The organism is Peribacillus sp. GL_122 (genome assembly GCF_057835005.1).
On sequence record NZ_CM174415.1, the window covers coordinates 2,779,389 to 2,795,251 of the forward strand.

The window sequence follows — 15,863 nt, forward strand, 5'->3', positions numbered from 1 at the left end:
TTGTCGCATCATTCATCTCGTTTTTAACCGTTAGTATGATGGGAACCACCAAAAACTTTCCCGACACCTTGAATTTTTTCAAGTATGACGATTAGAAGAACTGATATGAAAATAACCACGCTTGACACGGATGCAACGATTGGATTGTAGGCATCCTGCATTTGCGAGAATATTTCGATCGGCAGCGTTCTCATTTCCGGTGATACCATAAAGAGAGAGACCGTTACATTATCAAATGATGTTAAAAATGCGAATAATCCCCCTGAGATGGCCGCAGATCCAATTAGCGGCAGTGTCACTTTCATGAATACTGTTAGTGGATTCGCTCCAAGTATCGCCGCGGCCCGTTCGAGATTATAATCAAATCCACTTAAACCGGTTAATACGAGCCGCATAACATATGGTATGCAAATGACGATATGGGCAATTAAAAATCCTGTAGACGTACCGGCAAGCATCATTGGTGTAAAGTACATTAAAAGTGCAATCCCCAAGACTAATTGCGGCACACTTAATGGAGAAGTTAATAGGGCCGTAATATACGATTTTCCAGGTATATCATACTTTGCGATGCCAAGGGCACCCAAAGTTCCGAATATGACGGAGAAAAGGGCAGCTAATGCTGCGAACTTCGCACTGTTCAAAAAGGCTTCCAAAAATTCAGGACGCTCCAAGATCTTGGCATACCATTGCAGTGAGAAGCCTTCAGCCGGAAAACTTGGATAATTGGCACTTGTAAAAGAAGCGGGAATAACGACTATGAGCGGTATCAAGATATAGATAATTGCTAACACGGCTACGGCAATCCGAAGGCCGCCAAACGTTTTCATCATCGGAATACCTCCTTGAATTTCCCTTTTTCAAACACCCTGGTAAAGACGGCCACTGATATGACAGTGGTTGCTAATAGAATATAAGAAAGAGCAGATCCGAATGTCCAATGCAGCAAGTTATTTATTTGATCATAGATGACAACAGGCATTACGGGCACATTGGCTCCCCCCATTAGTGCAGGCGTAACATAAGCACTCATTGATAAACTGAATACGAGAATGCAGCCAGATACGATACCAGGGATACTTAACGGCAATGTAATCGAAAAGAACCTTCTGAATGGGCTTGCCCCAAGTATTGCTCCAGCCTTATCCAGAGAAGGATCAATATTATAAAGACTGGCAACGATGGATAAGATCATGAAAGGAAGATATGCATTGGATAGCCCAATCACAACTCCGATTTCCGAAAACAATAGTTTCAATGGTGCATCTATTATGCCAAGGGCCATCAAGGTTTGATTAATCGTTCCGTTAGGCAATAGCAAAAGGTACCAGCCAAAATTACGGACAACTATACTTACCAAGAGCGGTGACACGATCAAGAGAGTGATATACCCTCTGATCCGAGCTGAACTTTTGGCCATCGTCAAAGCTACCGGATATCCAAGAAATAAAGCAACCAAGACCGAATATAAACTGATTTTCACTGTCAGCCATAAAGAAGATAAGTAATAGCTATCGGTAAATAATTGTGTATAGTTTTTTAGGCTATAAACTGCATCCGCTCCTCCAAGATTATCTGTTGATATGAAGCTTAAATATAAAATGTATAACATCGGTATGACAAAGAAACCAAATATGAAAAGCAGAATCGGCGTTAAAAGGAGTAATCCCGGCACCCAGACTTTCCTTTTCTTGATTTTAGGTTCCTTTTGCGGTTCAATAGGATTCGTTTCCTGTTCTATTTCTTGACTAGCATAACTTCTGATGGGCTCCATCCAATCAACACCTCACTTCCATTTTGCCATGATGAATCGAAAGCGGAAGTCAATACTTGAATACTTTTCCCATGTAATAGAACATTGATTTCCCAAGAGGTACCAAGATAGTTAATTTGGCTTATCTTAGCATGTTGGAAATCCAATGGAGAGGTAGATTTTTCATCAAGAGAAACAATTTGCAGTTTTTCTGGTCTAATATAAAGCTTCACCTCATCACCGGTTTTCAAATCACTATCATTTCCCATGATGTTGTTTGCATCGACATGAGTGATATCAGGCCCTATCTTGACTGAAACTTTCCGCTTATCCACAGCAGACACATTCCCTTCAAAACAATTCGATTTCCCGATGAATTGAAACACGAATTCAGTCTTGGGATGATTGTAAATCTCAGTCGGAGTACTGATTTGTTCAATTTTCCCTGCATTCATGACCACGACTCGATCAGACATGGAAAGAGCTTCTTCTTGATCATGAGTCACAAAAATGGTCGTTACGCCAATTTCCTTTTGTAAGCGCTTTATCTCGGCCCTGAGTTCATGGCGCAACTTTGCATCAAGGTTTGAAAGCGGTTCGTCAAGCAAAAGGAGCTCCGGTTCAACTACAAGTGCTCTGGAAATCGCAACACGCTGACGCTGACCTCCTGATAATTCCCTTGGATAACGATTCTCCAATCCTGACATTTTCACTAATTCAAGCGCTTTACTTATCTTCTTTTTTTGCTCAGCTTTACTAACTTTGCGCAGTTTCAAGCCAAAACTGAGATTTTCATAGACTGTCATATGAGGAAAAAGCGAATAAGTTTGAAAAACCATTCCTAAATCACGCTTATAAGGCGGAACCTTCGTAACATTGTTGCCTTTAATATGGACCTCACCCCGATCTGCATCGAGGAACCCTGCAATTAGGTTCAAGGTTGTAGACTTTCCGCACCCTGAGGGCCCAAGAAGAGTAAGTAACTCTCCTTGTTTCACCTCCAGATCAATGCCATTCAGGACAACATTCGCTCCAAATTGTTTAAACGCGCCTTTTATCTCTACATCATTTTTGTTTGATCCAAACCCCTGAACTGCCTCCAGGGGTTGCCTATTCATTTCCACATCTTTTTTTAATACTTCCATGTGATCAACACGCTCCTTTTTTATTTGAGTTTTTTCCCTAATTCAGGAGTAACCTCTTTCGCCCATCTGTCTGACACCTCGGCGCGGATTTCGGCAAACTTGGCGAAATCAGGTTTGAATGTTTTATCACTTGCTTTAAGGCCGATTGACTCTTCATATTTTTCTGGAATTTTCATTCCTTCTACCGTCGGATAAAATCCTTTTTCGGAAATTAACGCTTGCGCTTCTTCACTGATTACATAGTTGATGAATTCAAGGGCTTCTTTGCTATTAGGCGTATTTTTCACGAGACCAGCACTAAAAGCTTGAAGCGGTACACCTTCTTTAGGTACGGCCATCTTAATGGGAATACCTGAAACGGCTAGTTCGCCTATGGAATAACTTCCCATGACCGTTACGTCAGCAGCTCCCTGTTGGACAGCTGGCATCATTTGCGTTGAGTTTTTATAAAACGTATTGGAATAAGCTGCAAGATCTTTTGCTTTTTCAAGGCCTGGTTCCATGTCTTCCGTACTGCCGCCGTTTGAAATCGCCAGACCATTAAGGGTATTGAAACCCCAGTCATTCGTAATATCTGAAAATGCCGTTTTACCCTCGTAATCCGGTGAGACAAGATCATTCCATGATTCAATTGATTTTAACCCTTTCTTTTTAAAGGTTTCCGTATTATAAGCTGGTGCAATGACTAAACCGAATGCTGGCGCGGCAGCATTTTCAACCGGAATGAAACGTGAATCCACCGATTTCATATTGGGAACATTGGACTCATCAATTGGTACGATCAGTTCCTTCTCCTTAGCTCGAATTACATCAACCGGTACAAAAAGAGCAACATCTATTTGCGGAGCGTTCTTCTGTAATTCCACTTTGGATAGGATTTCACCTGATAAACCGGAAATATAATTAACAGTGATTCCCGTTTCTTCTTTGAACTTTGGTGCGATCACATCTCTGATGGCACTTTCAATGACACCGCCATTACCAGCAATCGTTATTTTTTTCTCTCCTTTTTCACCTGCACCCGTTTGGACGGATTCCCCCGGTTTTTGCGGAGTAGGATTACCACATCCCGCAAGAGCGATCAATACTATTATTGATAAAAGACTCAGCAGTTTTTTCATAGTCATTACCTCCCGTTTTTCATTGATCTCCAATAATTCCTTGTTCGTTAAAATAATTCATGGCCCCTTGATGAAAATCAAGTGGAACTTGTTTAGTTGCTTCATTTATTGAAATATCAGAAGCAGCTGGATGTGTATGCTGTAGTTCAGGCAGATGTTCATATAATGTTTTCACAAGACTGTATGCATGAGGGTCAGACATTTCCTTGTAGGTTACCAGGACATTTTTAATTGAAATCGTTTGGACATTTTTTTTCATTCCCCCGTATGTATCTCTGGGAATTTCATCATGAGTATAAACTCCATATTGTTTTTGAAGACCTTCAATGATGTCTCCCGGGATTGGAATAAAAGATAGTTCCGTCTGCTTGGATATGAAAGCGATTTCATTATTCGGGATTCCCGAAGAAAAGAAAGCTGCATCAATGGTACCATTTCGTAATGCTTCTGCAGATTGAGAAAAAGAAAGATAGGATAAATTCAATTGATCAGTCGGTAAATCAGATTCTAACAGTATCCGCTCTGCAATAAGCCTTGTACCGCTTCCTGCCGTTCCCACACTAATGCGTTTACCAACTAAATCTTCTAAGGAATCAATATCATTTTGTTTAGTAGTAACAATTTGTACATAATTGGAATATAGGGCCGTTAAAGCTCTTAACTTGGATTTATCCGTTTCAGGCAAATCCAGTACATCCACTGTGGTGAAACCAATTTCTGCACGATGGCGGCTAACCAATTCAGTATTTTCGATGGAAGCCTGGGTTACCTGGGTACCTGACACAGTTCCATTATATTTTTCATACATATTTGATAATCTTTGACCTAATGAAAAATAAACTCCTGTCATATCTCCAGTTCCAATGATTAGCATCCTATTATTTAAGTCCTGTCCTTCAGAAGTTAGTTGACTCTGAATCAAGGTAGAAGCAGGTTTAGATATTTCCTGCTGCTCATTCATAAAAGAACATCCTGTCATGAAACAAAATAAAAAAGCGACTTTTATAAAGAGTGCTCCATTCTTCATTGTGGCCCTCCTTTCTTATTGTATTTAGATGCAAATACCATGCCAAGTCGATTTTCTGCTTTAAAACGCAAATCCTGCCGATTTATTACATGATATACAAGTATAAATCGGCAATTTTTGCCGGTTATCCAGAAAAAAATGCCGATTAACACGTTGAACCTTTTATTCTCCTTTTGAAATGAGCTTGATTTTATCACGCAGGCTTCTTTCAGAAATTTTTAGGATTTGAGCTGTTTTTTGCCGATGGTTTTTACAGTATTGAAGAGTGGCCGTTATGACTTTTTCTTCTATCTCTTTCATGGATATGCCAATTGGGATTTTGAAACTATTAAAATCGTCGTCATTGCCATCCGGGTGGAGAATGAACTTCTGCTCTTGAACATATTGCGGCAAGTCGGTATCCTCCATTTTTTTCGAGTTTGATAGGGCGACAGCATATTCTATAATGTTACCAAGCTCACGGACATTCCCAGGGTAATGATAATCTAGTAAAATCCGACGTGCGGCTGCCGAGAAAGTCTTATCTTCTCGATTCATATCCTTAGCGTGCTTTTTTATGAAATAATCCATAAGGATCGGTAAATCTTCTTTTCTATCTCTGAGAGGCGGCATCGAGATGGGAATGACATTTAGCCTGAAATACAAATCCTCCCTAAATTCCCCTTCCATCACCATTTGTTCCAAGTTTTTATTTGCTGCACTTATAATCCGGACATCCAATGAGATTTTTGTATTGGACCCCAGAGGCGTCACTTCCCTTTCCTGCAATACTCGTAATAATTTGGCTTGAAGAGGAAGGGGCATTTCACTAATCTCATCGAGAAAAAGGATGCCTCCATTAGCCGCAACGAATTTCCCTTCCTTCCTCTGTGTTGCACCGGAAAATGCTCCCTTCTCATAACCGAACAACTCAGATTCCAGTAGCATCTCAGGAATTGCTGCACAATTGACAATCTGCACTGGATTGTTTTTCCTTCTTCCTAGCGTATGGATGTTTCGGGCTACAAGCTCCTTTCCAGTACCACTTTCACCCGTGATAAGAACACTGGAATCAATATCTTTCACTCTTTCGATCATTGAGAAAATACGCTGCATCGCCTTGCTGTTACCAAGGAAGTTACCAAATCCCTTTTGAATCTCCAATTCTTCATGTAATGTCTCCAATTGATTGGACATCTGTTTGAATTCGGCTGCCCTCATCAAGAGCAAAGAAAGTTCTTCAATATTAATTGGCTTTTCAATATAGTAGTAGGCCCCCTTTTTTATGGCCTCGATGGAAGTTTCAATTGATGAATAGGCAGTCATCATGATGACTGTTACGTTAGGTGCTATTTGTTTGATTTTCGGCAGGACATCAAGTCCACTTTTATTTCCTATTCTCAAATCAAGTAACACAATATCAAAAGCCTGATTGTCGATCTTCCGGAGCCCCACATCCGGGTCAGTAGTGGTCACGACCTGATAAGAATCTTCCAATGCAAAGCTAAGAGCGGTGCAAATAGCAGGTTCATCATCAATCACCAATACACGCATTTTCATATTACTCCTCCTCTTTCCAGGATTCTATTCGATATATAAAGGTAGTGAAATGGTGAATTTCGTACCTGAATTAGGATAACTTTTCACATGGATATCTCCGTTATTTTCTTTAATTAACCTATACGATAACGTTAGTCCCAAACCGACGCCCTTTTCTTTATTTGTGAAAAAAGGCTCGAAAATATGGTTCAGTTCCTCCTGTTTCATCCCTTTTCCAGTATCGGATATAGTAATCCGGCCTGTCTTTTCGTTCTCTTTATCAATGGTGATTTTAATGGTCTTTTCCTTTGTTTCTTCAACGGCATGAATCGAATTCAACACCAAGTTAAGAAGTACTTGTTGAATTTGTTGTAAGTCTATATAAAAAATAAGGTCCTCCTCAATCGTCTGCTCGAAATTTATTTGTTTTTTCCCCATTGTCACTTTATGAAAAGCAAGTAATGATATAAGTTCATGAGCGCGGCAATTTGTAATATTTGGCGGACGCGGACGTGCATATTCAATTAAATCAGTAACAATCGCATTCAAACGGTTAACTTCAGTAGGCAAGTGCTCCATTAGAACTTGTCGGAATTGAGGATTATCATATTTACTCGGAAGTAAATCAATAAATGTTTTAATCGATGTCAAAGGATTCCTTATTTCATGTGCGACACCTGCAACTAGTTGACCAAGAGCGTGCAGCTTTTCTTGTGTGACCAATTTTTTCTCCAATGTTTTCTTTTCCGTCTCATCATTCATGGAAAGTAAGTATCCGGTTTGTATATCTTCAGAGTTGAACATCTTATGCATCGAATATGAAATCACCTTCTGTTCATTTTCCTCATCAAATACCAAGATTCGAAAAGAACCCGTACGATTATTCTCATTTTGTTCTTGATGTAAAGCCCCGAAATTCCTCATTAATTGTGAATGATTCATAAAATTCAGAATCATTTCCTTGGAAATGTTAAGAATTTCTGATGCCTTTGCATTGCAGCTGGTAATCATGAAATCGAGATCGAATGTAATGATTCCATGATTGATATTGTTTAAGATTTGATCTTTGAACGCTTCAGCATTAGCAATATTTTGCCGTTGTTTCTCCAAATCCTTATTTAATAAATGTAATTTTAACGTCTGGTTATGAACGGATTTTTTTAGCTTTTGATTCCATATGTAGATGATTAGAAGGATAAGGGCCACGGCAGTTAGAATTATGATCAACCAGAATATGAATTGCTCCAGCCTGGCAATTTTTTGATTGGATTGTGGCATGACCCATTTATCGATTATCCCATTGATATTTCGGTTGGCTTTAAGTTCTGTGAGTGTATTATCCATCATGAAAAGAAGCGATTGATTCCCTTTTTTCACTGCAATCGTATAATCCGCTGGTTCAATGACTTCATTGAGAATGATGTAATTCTTTTCTTGGCGGAACTTTTTCAAATAGAAATCTGCAGTCCATTTGTTTCCGATGAATACATCTGCACGGTTGTTCAATAATGTTAAAATACCCGAGTATTGATTTGAAACGGTCGTTAAATTTGTATTCCTCATATTGAGAAATGTACTGATTACTGGAGTGTTTTGGTCAAGGACAACATGTGAATCACGTAGATCCGTTAACGTATGAATATCCTGTTTCCTATTACTAGGAATGATAATTGATTGGGACATTGTAAAATAGGATTGAGTGAAATCAAGTTGGTTATCTTTTTCGGTATTATAGGTACTTCCAACAATTGCATCAATTGTTCCATTACTTAAAGCTTTTTCGGCTTCTTCCATTCTCATCGGAATATATTTGAAATCTACGCCATTAAATTTTGCTATTTCCTCCATTAAATCAATATTGATGCCTGTCAGCTCACCAGCTTCATTTTCAAATGAAAATGGAGGAAGAGCACTTTCCCCAGCAATTATAAAGGTTTTTTGTTCAGAATAAACAGCGGGAGACCAAAGCGTTTGAACAAAGACTATCAAGCAAAATATACTTATTATAAACAGCTGCTTTTTAATTAAGAGCCCTCCTCCTATGTCAAAATCCTGCAGTTAATATTCCTCGGCTAAAACCATCATGATAATATACTTCTCCAATTAGGACTTGAACCCTTTAAATTCTTAGTATAATCTGACACAATCTAACAATAACCTACAAAAAGGTATGTGATTCTATCAAACGAAATAAATATAAACCCAGCAACCTTTGCCGGGTTTTAGATTAGGAATAGACTTCTAATTTTTATGAAATTAGAAAAAGATTCAGTTTACCTAAAAAGGAGCCAGTTGATTTCCGAAATCCGCTCCCTATCCGCCGACTGTCTGCCAAGCCTCATCATAGCAAGCGCCTGTGTGGTCTCTGCTAGCCAGTTATTCGGCAGGAGTGTCGCAAATCTTCAATTTAATAAGGGTTTCTTCCATATAAAAAAAATAACATGAAGGATAACGAAGTTTTCTTTTATAAACATGGTTCGGGATTAAACCATCGGGAACCTCCAGACATTGCCAAATGTAAAGAAACGCCATTTTCTTAAATCGAAATTCCAGAATTAAGAGCCCAATTCACTGAGAAATTAGGCTTTTTTGTTACTCCATAAAAGCGCCCTATAATGGATTTACACATTATTTTTATTAGGTGGTTTTGTTGGAGTTCATTATAAACACCCTTTAGTTCAAAAAAGCGTACCTTTCAATAAAAGCCAAAGGGTACACTTTTTTGTGTATTTTTCTTTTCTTAGTTGGAATGCGTAAGCCTGTTGTACGGTAGTAGTTTGCATATACTCTACGTATCACTTTTGTTTTTTACCAGTAGGTTATTTGGATGAACGCAGGTAGAGGAAATATCTTGAAACTTGATTAATTTATTTTCTCATCGAATATACTAATCATTTAATCCCTTTCCATCGAGAATTTTCTTCATACATTTTTCAACCCTTGACTCTCGAGTTTTGGATTGTTTGGGTTGTGAAAAATGAAGAATGTACGCTCTTTGCCGTCCCGGGGTCAATGCCTCAAAAGCTGTTTTCAAGGATGGAATTTCATTGAATTTTTTTTGAAGTTCTTCAGGAATTATAAATTCTGTATTTTTTTTATAATTCACTTCCAAACCGGCTTTTTCAACTTCAATGGCTTCATGGATATAGGCCTTCAGAATGGTTTCCGTTGCAACTATTTCTTGAACATTGGTGAAGCGAATCTGGCGCGCCCCCTGTACATTCTCCGTTTGTTGGATTAGAATCCCATGGGCATCCTTTAACAAGGCACCTTTGTGAAACAGGAGCGCACAATATTCTTTAAATCCATGTATTAAAACTATGTTTTTATTCTCAAACGTGTAACAAGGATGCATCCACTTAAATTCTTCGGTAAGCTCACAATCAAGAACGATATTTCTCAGCGTCTCATATTCTTCTTTCCACTTTTTAGCTTTACTTATAAATTCATCAACTTTAGGATTCATTCTACTATTTGTCATTACGGAACACTCCTCTTTCCGAGCAGTTTGCTTTTTCCTATATGTTAGCTAAATACTAAAAAACAAGTTCGGAAGTTTGGTCTTACATTTCCTCTAACACTTTTTTTAGATCTTCGCCCATTTTCGCCCAACCAAATTTCGCACCATTGAACGCTTGATCTTCTTTTTCGAATCCTGTTTGTTCAAGATGTAAGTAGGTTGTTCCATCCTCGTGCTTTAATGTCCATGTGACTGTAGTGTTTATCCCGCCACCTACCCAAGTGTAAGATAACTTATAAGGCTCCTCCATTTCAAGAACTTCGGAATCAATAATTAAATTCCACTGTTCATTCCGAAACTGAAATTTATGCCCGACGACAGGTTTAAAATCATTAGCCATTACCCATTTTGCAAGAGTATTTGCATCTGTTAAGGCGAGCCATACCTTCTCGATCGGGCTCTTAAAATTAAAATCTTGTGATACTGTTAAAGTCATTTTTTGTTCCTCCTGTAATATTTGGTTTAAAAGTAACATTCTTTCACTCCAGAATCTCTTGTAAAACGATACCCAATCCTCAATTTCTTTCAACGGGCCAGCATTCAGCCGATAACGCGTTTCCCTGCCGACCTTTCTGCTGATTACGAGACCAGCCTCCTTAAGGATTGCCAAATGCTTTGAAACCGCAGTACGACCCATTTCAAAATGAACGGACATCCCATTGAGTGGCAATTCTTCCACGTCCGCCAACAAACGTAGCAATTTACGTCTTGTTGGGTCAGCGATGGCTACATAAATATCACGCTCTTGATTTTTCTCGTTCAAAATCACCCCCCCTTAATAGGACACTAATTGGTGTCTTATTATATGACACCAAATGGTGTCCTGTCAATTTTATTATTGACATCACATTATTTGTTTTATTCACCCATCATTAAGCTTATAGATTCCTTCTTTATTATTTGTTCAATAGATTACTTGAGATTTGAACGCAGTTGTGATACTTGAAAATGAGGCACTTTTTGATAGTAGGAAATCGAGAGGTATGGGTGATACTGAAAAATTATTGGAGGACCAATATTTAACTCTGCTTTCATATGTGGCTGAGCAATAACATAAAAAAATAAGCAAACGACAGGCTGAAGGAATTGAAGTGGCAAAGAATGACGGCGTGATATGTATGAATGAATAATGACTTCATTAAAGTATATGAAAATGGAAATAAACGATAAGATTTTACAAACCCCAAAAAAAGTTCCAGCTTCTTTTCAGAAATCCGCTTCCTTTCCGCAGACTGTCTGCCAAGCCTCCTCGCCGTAAGCTTCTCTGGGGTCTCAGATAGCCAGTTCTTCGGCCGAAGTGTCGCAAATTTATTCAACCCAATAAGGATTACAGGAAAAAACATGAAGGACTTCCTAGGCTTGTTTCAAAATCATGCTTCGGGATGGGACCATTTTATCTAATTTTTTAACAAAGTTGATTGGAACGGGTGTAAGAAACTCCCGCGGGAAAAGCGCGTCCAAAGGAGACCCCACAGGTGCAAATCGCTCCAATCATTTTACAAACCCTCAATATTGTAAATTATTTTTCTATTTCAAGGCTTTTTAACATTTGCCGTAACGCTCCAAGATGATAAGCCGAGTGGGCAATGGTCGCATTTACATTTGTCAGCCATTTTCCTAAATCGATTGTGTCGATTTCTTCGAAAAGAGTTACATATTCTTTATGTAATCCCTCCCTGATTTCCGCCCATTTCACCTCATCAACATGATGAATGGTCCAGCTTGCGTCCCAATCTTTCTCGAAGTTTGCACCACTGATCATTGTTCGGATCACCCACAAATAATACCGTATGTGGTCAGAATGAGCAGCAATGGTTGATCCATTTATGGAACGTGAAGCATCTTCTGCGGTTAAACCATCAAGTGTACCAAAAACCCCGGTATTCGGTTTCGATTCAGTATAATAGCTCCCTTCATTTCCCGGTCCTTCAAACGTTTCTTTCAAAAGCGTTTTTATTGAACTAGCCAAAGTCTTGCTCATCTCAATTCCCCCCAAGTGTTTTAATTGACTTCATTACTTTATAATACACTAAGACAAATCAATAATCGTTTATATTTTGTTAAATAAATCCAAAAATATCCCAAGTTTATAGAACTACTTGCTCAACGGGCCAAAGGTATGAATTTCCTATTGCTTTCAAGTACAGATCAAAATCTTATATGGTATTGACGCTGATCTTAACGTGATGAAAAAAATAAAAAGACCGTTCCTCTAATAAACAGGAACGGTCTTAAATTATTTATCTGAAAATATGATTCAATCTAAATAGTATACAATGCAAAACCTAAAGCATTAGTAGCTTTTCAAACGCTCCTCCAGGGACACAATTCTAAACTTTAACTCTTGATTCGAGTCCAAGCCCCCTATTACAATTTGATTATCTTCCGTAATGGTGACATATCTGAAGGTTTCTTCTCCGTTGATCTTTATTTTTGTCTCCAATGTCGTTTCCATTTTTGCAAAAACTTGATCTGTGTATGTAAGCGGAAGAAGATCATCCAATCCTTCTTCTGGGCTGCCGAGCCACTTAAACATGAAATCTTTCAATGAATATTGTTCAATCATCGATAAATGATCTTTAAAATTTAATTTGTCAATTGTTATCTCTTTCAACTTAACCACTCCTCAATTGTATCTAAAGTTTATATGGATAAACTCCTAACATCAAGGGCATTCCAATGACAAACGATTACAATTTGATTACTTGCTAACTAAATAAACCCTTTCCTTCCGGAAAATGGAGTTCTGTTACCTGAAAAACAAATTGTAGGATGATTTTTTCTTAAGAATACGGCTTGGATTAACATATAGAGGGATTTTTTCTTAGGTTTATAAATGATTATCCATGAAACAAGGATGTTCATTTCAGTCGAAAACAGCCCCCATTTGCATAGAAAATGAAGGCTGTTTTTCTTATATGGATGTAATACAACTTTCTGTTAAATGATAGTCCCTTAACTAAAACATTATAATTCTTGTTTTCCTTTAACACCATTTATCGAATAGCTGATTTTAATGTTGGCATTTAATGAGTGATATACTGAACAGTACGTATTTTTAGATAATTGAATCGCACGAACCACTTTATCTTCAGGAAGATCCCCCTCCAATAAATAGTGGATTTGAAAATCGGTAAACCGCTTAGGGTGATTTTCCGATCGTGCCCCTTCTATTTCTATTTGAAAGGCTTTTGTTTCAAATCGCATCTTTTTTAAAATCATTACAATATCAATGCCTGTGCACCCGGCAAGAGAATGCAAAAGTAACTCAGTAGGTCTTGCTCCGCTATTTTTTCCTCCTACATCTTCGGCAGCATCCATCTTTATTTCATGTCCCGACGGAGTTGTGCCAGAAAAGGCCATTTCCCCTGTCCATGTAATCATTGTCTTCATTTATTTCAATTCCTCCCTTACTTGTTGTTTAGTTCAAAAATAGTCCACATGTTTATTTAATGTAAGTCCAGATCATTTAAGTCCTAAAATAATATTGCCCCAAATATTGCGGTCATTACGCAAATTTACAGAATAATTGACTTCAGGATTTATACTATGACCCTGACTTGTGATGACTTTCCATTCCTTATATTCTTCCCACAAGTCCTACTGAGTTAGTCATGCTGTTAAATTTGAACTTTAACTCTTCAGGCTTTAAAACCTCTAAAAAATATTCCAGATGATTTCAGAAATCCGCTCCCTTTCCGCCGACTGTCTGCCAAGCCTCATCAAAGCAAAGCGTCTGTGGGGTCTCGGCTAGCCAGTTATTCGGCAGGAGTGTCGCAAATTTCTTAAATCTATTCAGGGATTCATGCATATAAAGAAGTAAAAAAACAGAAGGATATTAAGTTTACCTTTAGAATCATGGTTGTGAGAGCATTCCGAACCTCCTTTTGTCGACAAAAGGGTTTCTATCTAAATTTTTTATACAAAGTTGATTAGAACGAGTGTTCAAGACTAATGCGGGAAAAGCGCGTCCAATTGAGAGCCCACAAGCGCAAAAACCGAGGGCGGAAAGCGAGGTTTTGAACGTCGATTTCCTCATTGCCCTATATATCCATCTACCATGAAGTTTTATAGTTTCCTTCTCCATTCAAAGGAGTTTTATAACTATTATTTTCCCCATCTTGCCAAGTAATATTGCCATTTTCATCTTTCAGGACGAACTTGAATTCATAGAATCGATCTGCGGCTAAACGGAATGTTCCACTCCAGCTGCCATCTTTGTTTTGAGTGAGTTTATATTCGTAATCTTCAGGATTCCACCTGCCGATTTCTCCTCTATCCCCAATTAAGTAAACTCCATGTGTGGGAGGTGCATTTTCAACTGTGAATGTAACTGGAATCGACATGCCTTCCAATTTATCAGCCATCATCCTGAACTCATTTGTTGGATTTCCTTCATCGTCGAATAAATAGGACATCCTTAGCAAGGTAAATCCCTCAAAACCATGGTTAAAAACCATTTCTGCTATATTGTCAAAGCCCCTTTCATTATTGATCAGCGGGAGTGCGTTTTCCCCGTTTAAAGAAATTCCTTTTTCATTAGTTAAAGAGGCAATATGGGTCACCAACGTTTTTGGAGCGCTATAGGATGGAGCAGTTTGTGCTTCTTGATCTCCCATTTCCAAACAGGTGAACGTGAGGGCCATATTCGATTTCTTAAATTGATTCAATAATTTGGAGTAGTTATAGTAGCCGGCACTATACTCTGCTGAATGCGGCAGTACGGGATCATTCATTTTCCAATGGACTCCTGAGATTTTAGCTCCAATTGGCACGCCAAAGACTTTGTCAAAATGTTTATGGGCGAATTTAGAGATTTTTGCAAGATGCTTTTCGAGTGCTCCTTGATACCACTGCATAAAGTCATATCCAAATTGTGTATCGATTGCTCCGCCCTTTGTGAAAAATTCATCCCCGTTTCCTGGCGGCTGTATCTCATTCCAGTTTTTATACGTTTTGCCCCAAGCAGCATTTAATTTTTTTATCGTTGAATATTTTTCTCTCATGGTTAGCCTGAAATCCCGTTTGGCTCCTTCTGTATAAACTTGAAGCTGTCCCCTTTCAGGATAATTCCAGCCATCAGCATTCTGGTATGAGGGATATCTAAGTTCCCCAGCTGGTCCTGCACTTAAATATATTTTAGCTATTAGACCCTTCTGATCAGCAAAGTTCTCTGCAAATGATTTGTACAATTCGTTGTATTGATCAGCTGTACCTTCCCACCAAGGAGCAAGTACTTCCTTATTCCAGAAACCACTTTCACTCTTGAAAGCCATGTTTTCGGCAGTGTCTTTATTCCAGAGCCAACTCGGGATGGGATAGTTACAATCATCCCCCACATTACCGCCGCATTGATGTGTAGACAAAATGGGCACCCATTTTAAACCGGAAGCTTTCACTGTTTCCCCATATTTTTTATAATAAGTCCAATCAAACTGATTATCTTTTTTACTCTCAACTAATCCCCACCAGATATCTGTCGTTATTGCATAAACTCCATTCTCCTTCAACTGGGTCAGCTCTGCTTCAAATGCATCCCAATCTGTTATTTCACCCAATGGGGCCATTACATAAAGCTTGTAATCTGGTTTTACTTCTGCTAATCCAGGTGAAGTACTTGATAAAGGAACAAAATACAGCATAAAGGTAAAAACACCAACAGATAATTTGTTCATAAGAACGCCAACCTTTCCCCAATAACTTTATTCATTTGTTTATCATTGAAGTCGCTTACATTCTTTTCGTTTTATTAAGACACTCCTTTACTGGAAATTATATT

Annotated in this window: 13 protein-coding genes and 2 pseudogenes; 1 reads left to right on the plus strand and 14 read right to left on the minus strand. The window is 38.4% G+C overall.

Annotated features, from left to right (window positions below; translation table 11 throughout):
- Positions 1-23: 23 nt before the first annotated feature.
- From AC3ISB_RS13405 to AC3ISB_RS13450, 10 genes and pseudogenes are all read right to left on the minus strand, one after another.
- Positions 24-830: an ABC transporter permease gene (locus AC3ISB_RS13405; RefSeq protein WP_094246734.1), complete on the minus strand. Its 807-nt coding sequence runs from the start codon at positions 828-830 to the stop codon at positions 24-26.
- Positions 830-1,774: an ABC transporter permease gene (locus AC3ISB_RS13410; RefSeq protein ID WP_098372380.1), complete on the minus strand. Its 945-nt coding sequence runs from the start codon at positions 1,772-1,774 to the stop codon at positions 830-832. Before AC3ISB_RS13410 ends, AC3ISB_RS13405 begins: the two co-directional genes overlap by 1 nt.
- Positions 1,738-2,871 carry an ABC transporter ATP-binding protein gene (locus AC3ISB_RS13415; protein WP_098372407.1) on the minus strand — a complete coding sequence of 378 codons (1,134 nt, stop codon included), beginning with the start codon at positions 2,869-2,871 and terminating at the stop codon, positions 1,738-1,740. Before AC3ISB_RS13415 ends, AC3ISB_RS13410 begins: the two co-directional genes overlap by 37 nt.
- Positions 2,872-2,918: 47 nt before the next feature.
- Positions 2,919-4,019, minus strand: a complete 1,101-nt coding sequence (locus AC3ISB_RS13420; protein WP_144551650.1) for an ABC transporter substrate-binding protein — start codon at positions 4,017-4,019, stop codon at positions 2,919-2,921.
- Between the two features lie 19 nt (positions 4,020-4,038).
- Positions 4,039-5,046 (minus strand): TAXI family TRAP transporter solute-binding subunit, encoded by a 1,008-nt coding sequence (locus tag AC3ISB_RS13425; RefSeq protein WP_489276755.1) that lies wholly within the window; start codon positions 5,044-5,046, stop codon positions 4,039-4,041.
- A gap of 162 nt (positions 5,047-5,208) precedes the next feature.
- On the minus strand, positions 5,209-6,585 hold the full coding sequence (locus AC3ISB_RS13430; RefSeq protein ID WP_489276757.1) for a sigma-54-dependent transcriptional regulator: 1,377 nt from the start codon (positions 6,583-6,585) through the stop codon (positions 5,209-5,211).
- A 24-nt stretch (positions 6,586-6,609) separates the two neighbouring features.
- Complete coding sequence (locus AC3ISB_RS13435) at positions 6,610-8,553, minus strand: transporter substrate-binding domain-containing protein (protein WP_489276758.1); 1,944 nt, start codon at positions 8,551-8,553, stop codon at positions 6,610-6,612.
- Between the two features lie 898 nt (positions 8,554-9,451).
- Positions 9,452-10,045: a YdeI/OmpD-associated family protein gene (locus AC3ISB_RS13440; RefSeq protein WP_098372385.1), complete on the minus strand. Its 594-nt coding sequence runs from the start codon at positions 10,043-10,045 to the stop codon at positions 9,452-9,454.
- A gap of 82 nt (positions 10,046-10,127) precedes the next feature.
- The gene (locus tag AC3ISB_RS13445; RefSeq protein WP_489276928.1) at positions 10,128-10,520 is read right to left on the minus strand and encodes an SRPBCC family protein; all 393 of its coding nucleotides are present in this window, start codon (positions 10,518-10,520) and stop codon (positions 10,128-10,130) included.
- Between the two features lie 93 nt (positions 10,521-10,613).
- Positions 10,614-10,853: pseudogene (locus AC3ISB_RS13450) on the minus strand (ArsR/SmtB family transcription factor); the annotation flags it as partial.
- Between the two features lie 163 nt (positions 10,854-11,016).
- Between AC3ISB_RS13450 and AC3ISB_RS13455 the strand changes: the two are divergent.
- Positions 11,017-11,133 (plus strand): annotated as a pseudogene (locus tag AC3ISB_RS13455) (recombinase family protein); the annotation flags it as partial.
- Between the two features lie 470 nt (positions 11,134-11,603).
- On the opposite strand, the gene AC3ISB_RS13460 reads toward AC3ISB_RS13455, so the two are convergent.
- From AC3ISB_RS13460 to AC3ISB_RS13475, 4 genes are all read right to left on the minus strand, one after another.
- Positions 11,604-12,065 (minus strand): hypothetical protein, encoded by a 462-nt coding sequence (locus AC3ISB_RS13460; RefSeq protein ID WP_141994452.1) that lies wholly within the window; start codon positions 12,063-12,065, stop codon positions 11,604-11,606.
- Positions 12,066-12,377: 312 nt separating this feature from the next.
- Entirely contained in the window at positions 12,378-12,698 is a 321-nt protein-coding gene (locus AC3ISB_RS13465; protein WP_098372388.1) for a hypothetical protein, read from the minus strand.
- Positions 12,699-13,051: 353 nt separating this feature from the next.
- Positions 13,052-13,477 carry an OsmC family protein gene (locus AC3ISB_RS13470; protein WP_489276762.1) on the minus strand — a complete coding sequence of 142 codons (426 nt, stop codon included), beginning with the start codon at positions 13,475-13,477 and terminating at the stop codon, positions 13,052-13,054.
- Positions 13,478-14,139: 662 nt separating this feature from the next.
- Positions 14,140-15,759: a family 14 glycosylhydrolase gene (locus tag AC3ISB_RS13475; RefSeq protein WP_489276763.1), complete on the minus strand. Its 1,620-nt coding sequence runs from the start codon at positions 15,757-15,759 to the stop codon at positions 14,140-14,142.
- Between the last annotated feature and the right edge of the window lie 104 nt (positions 15,760-15,863).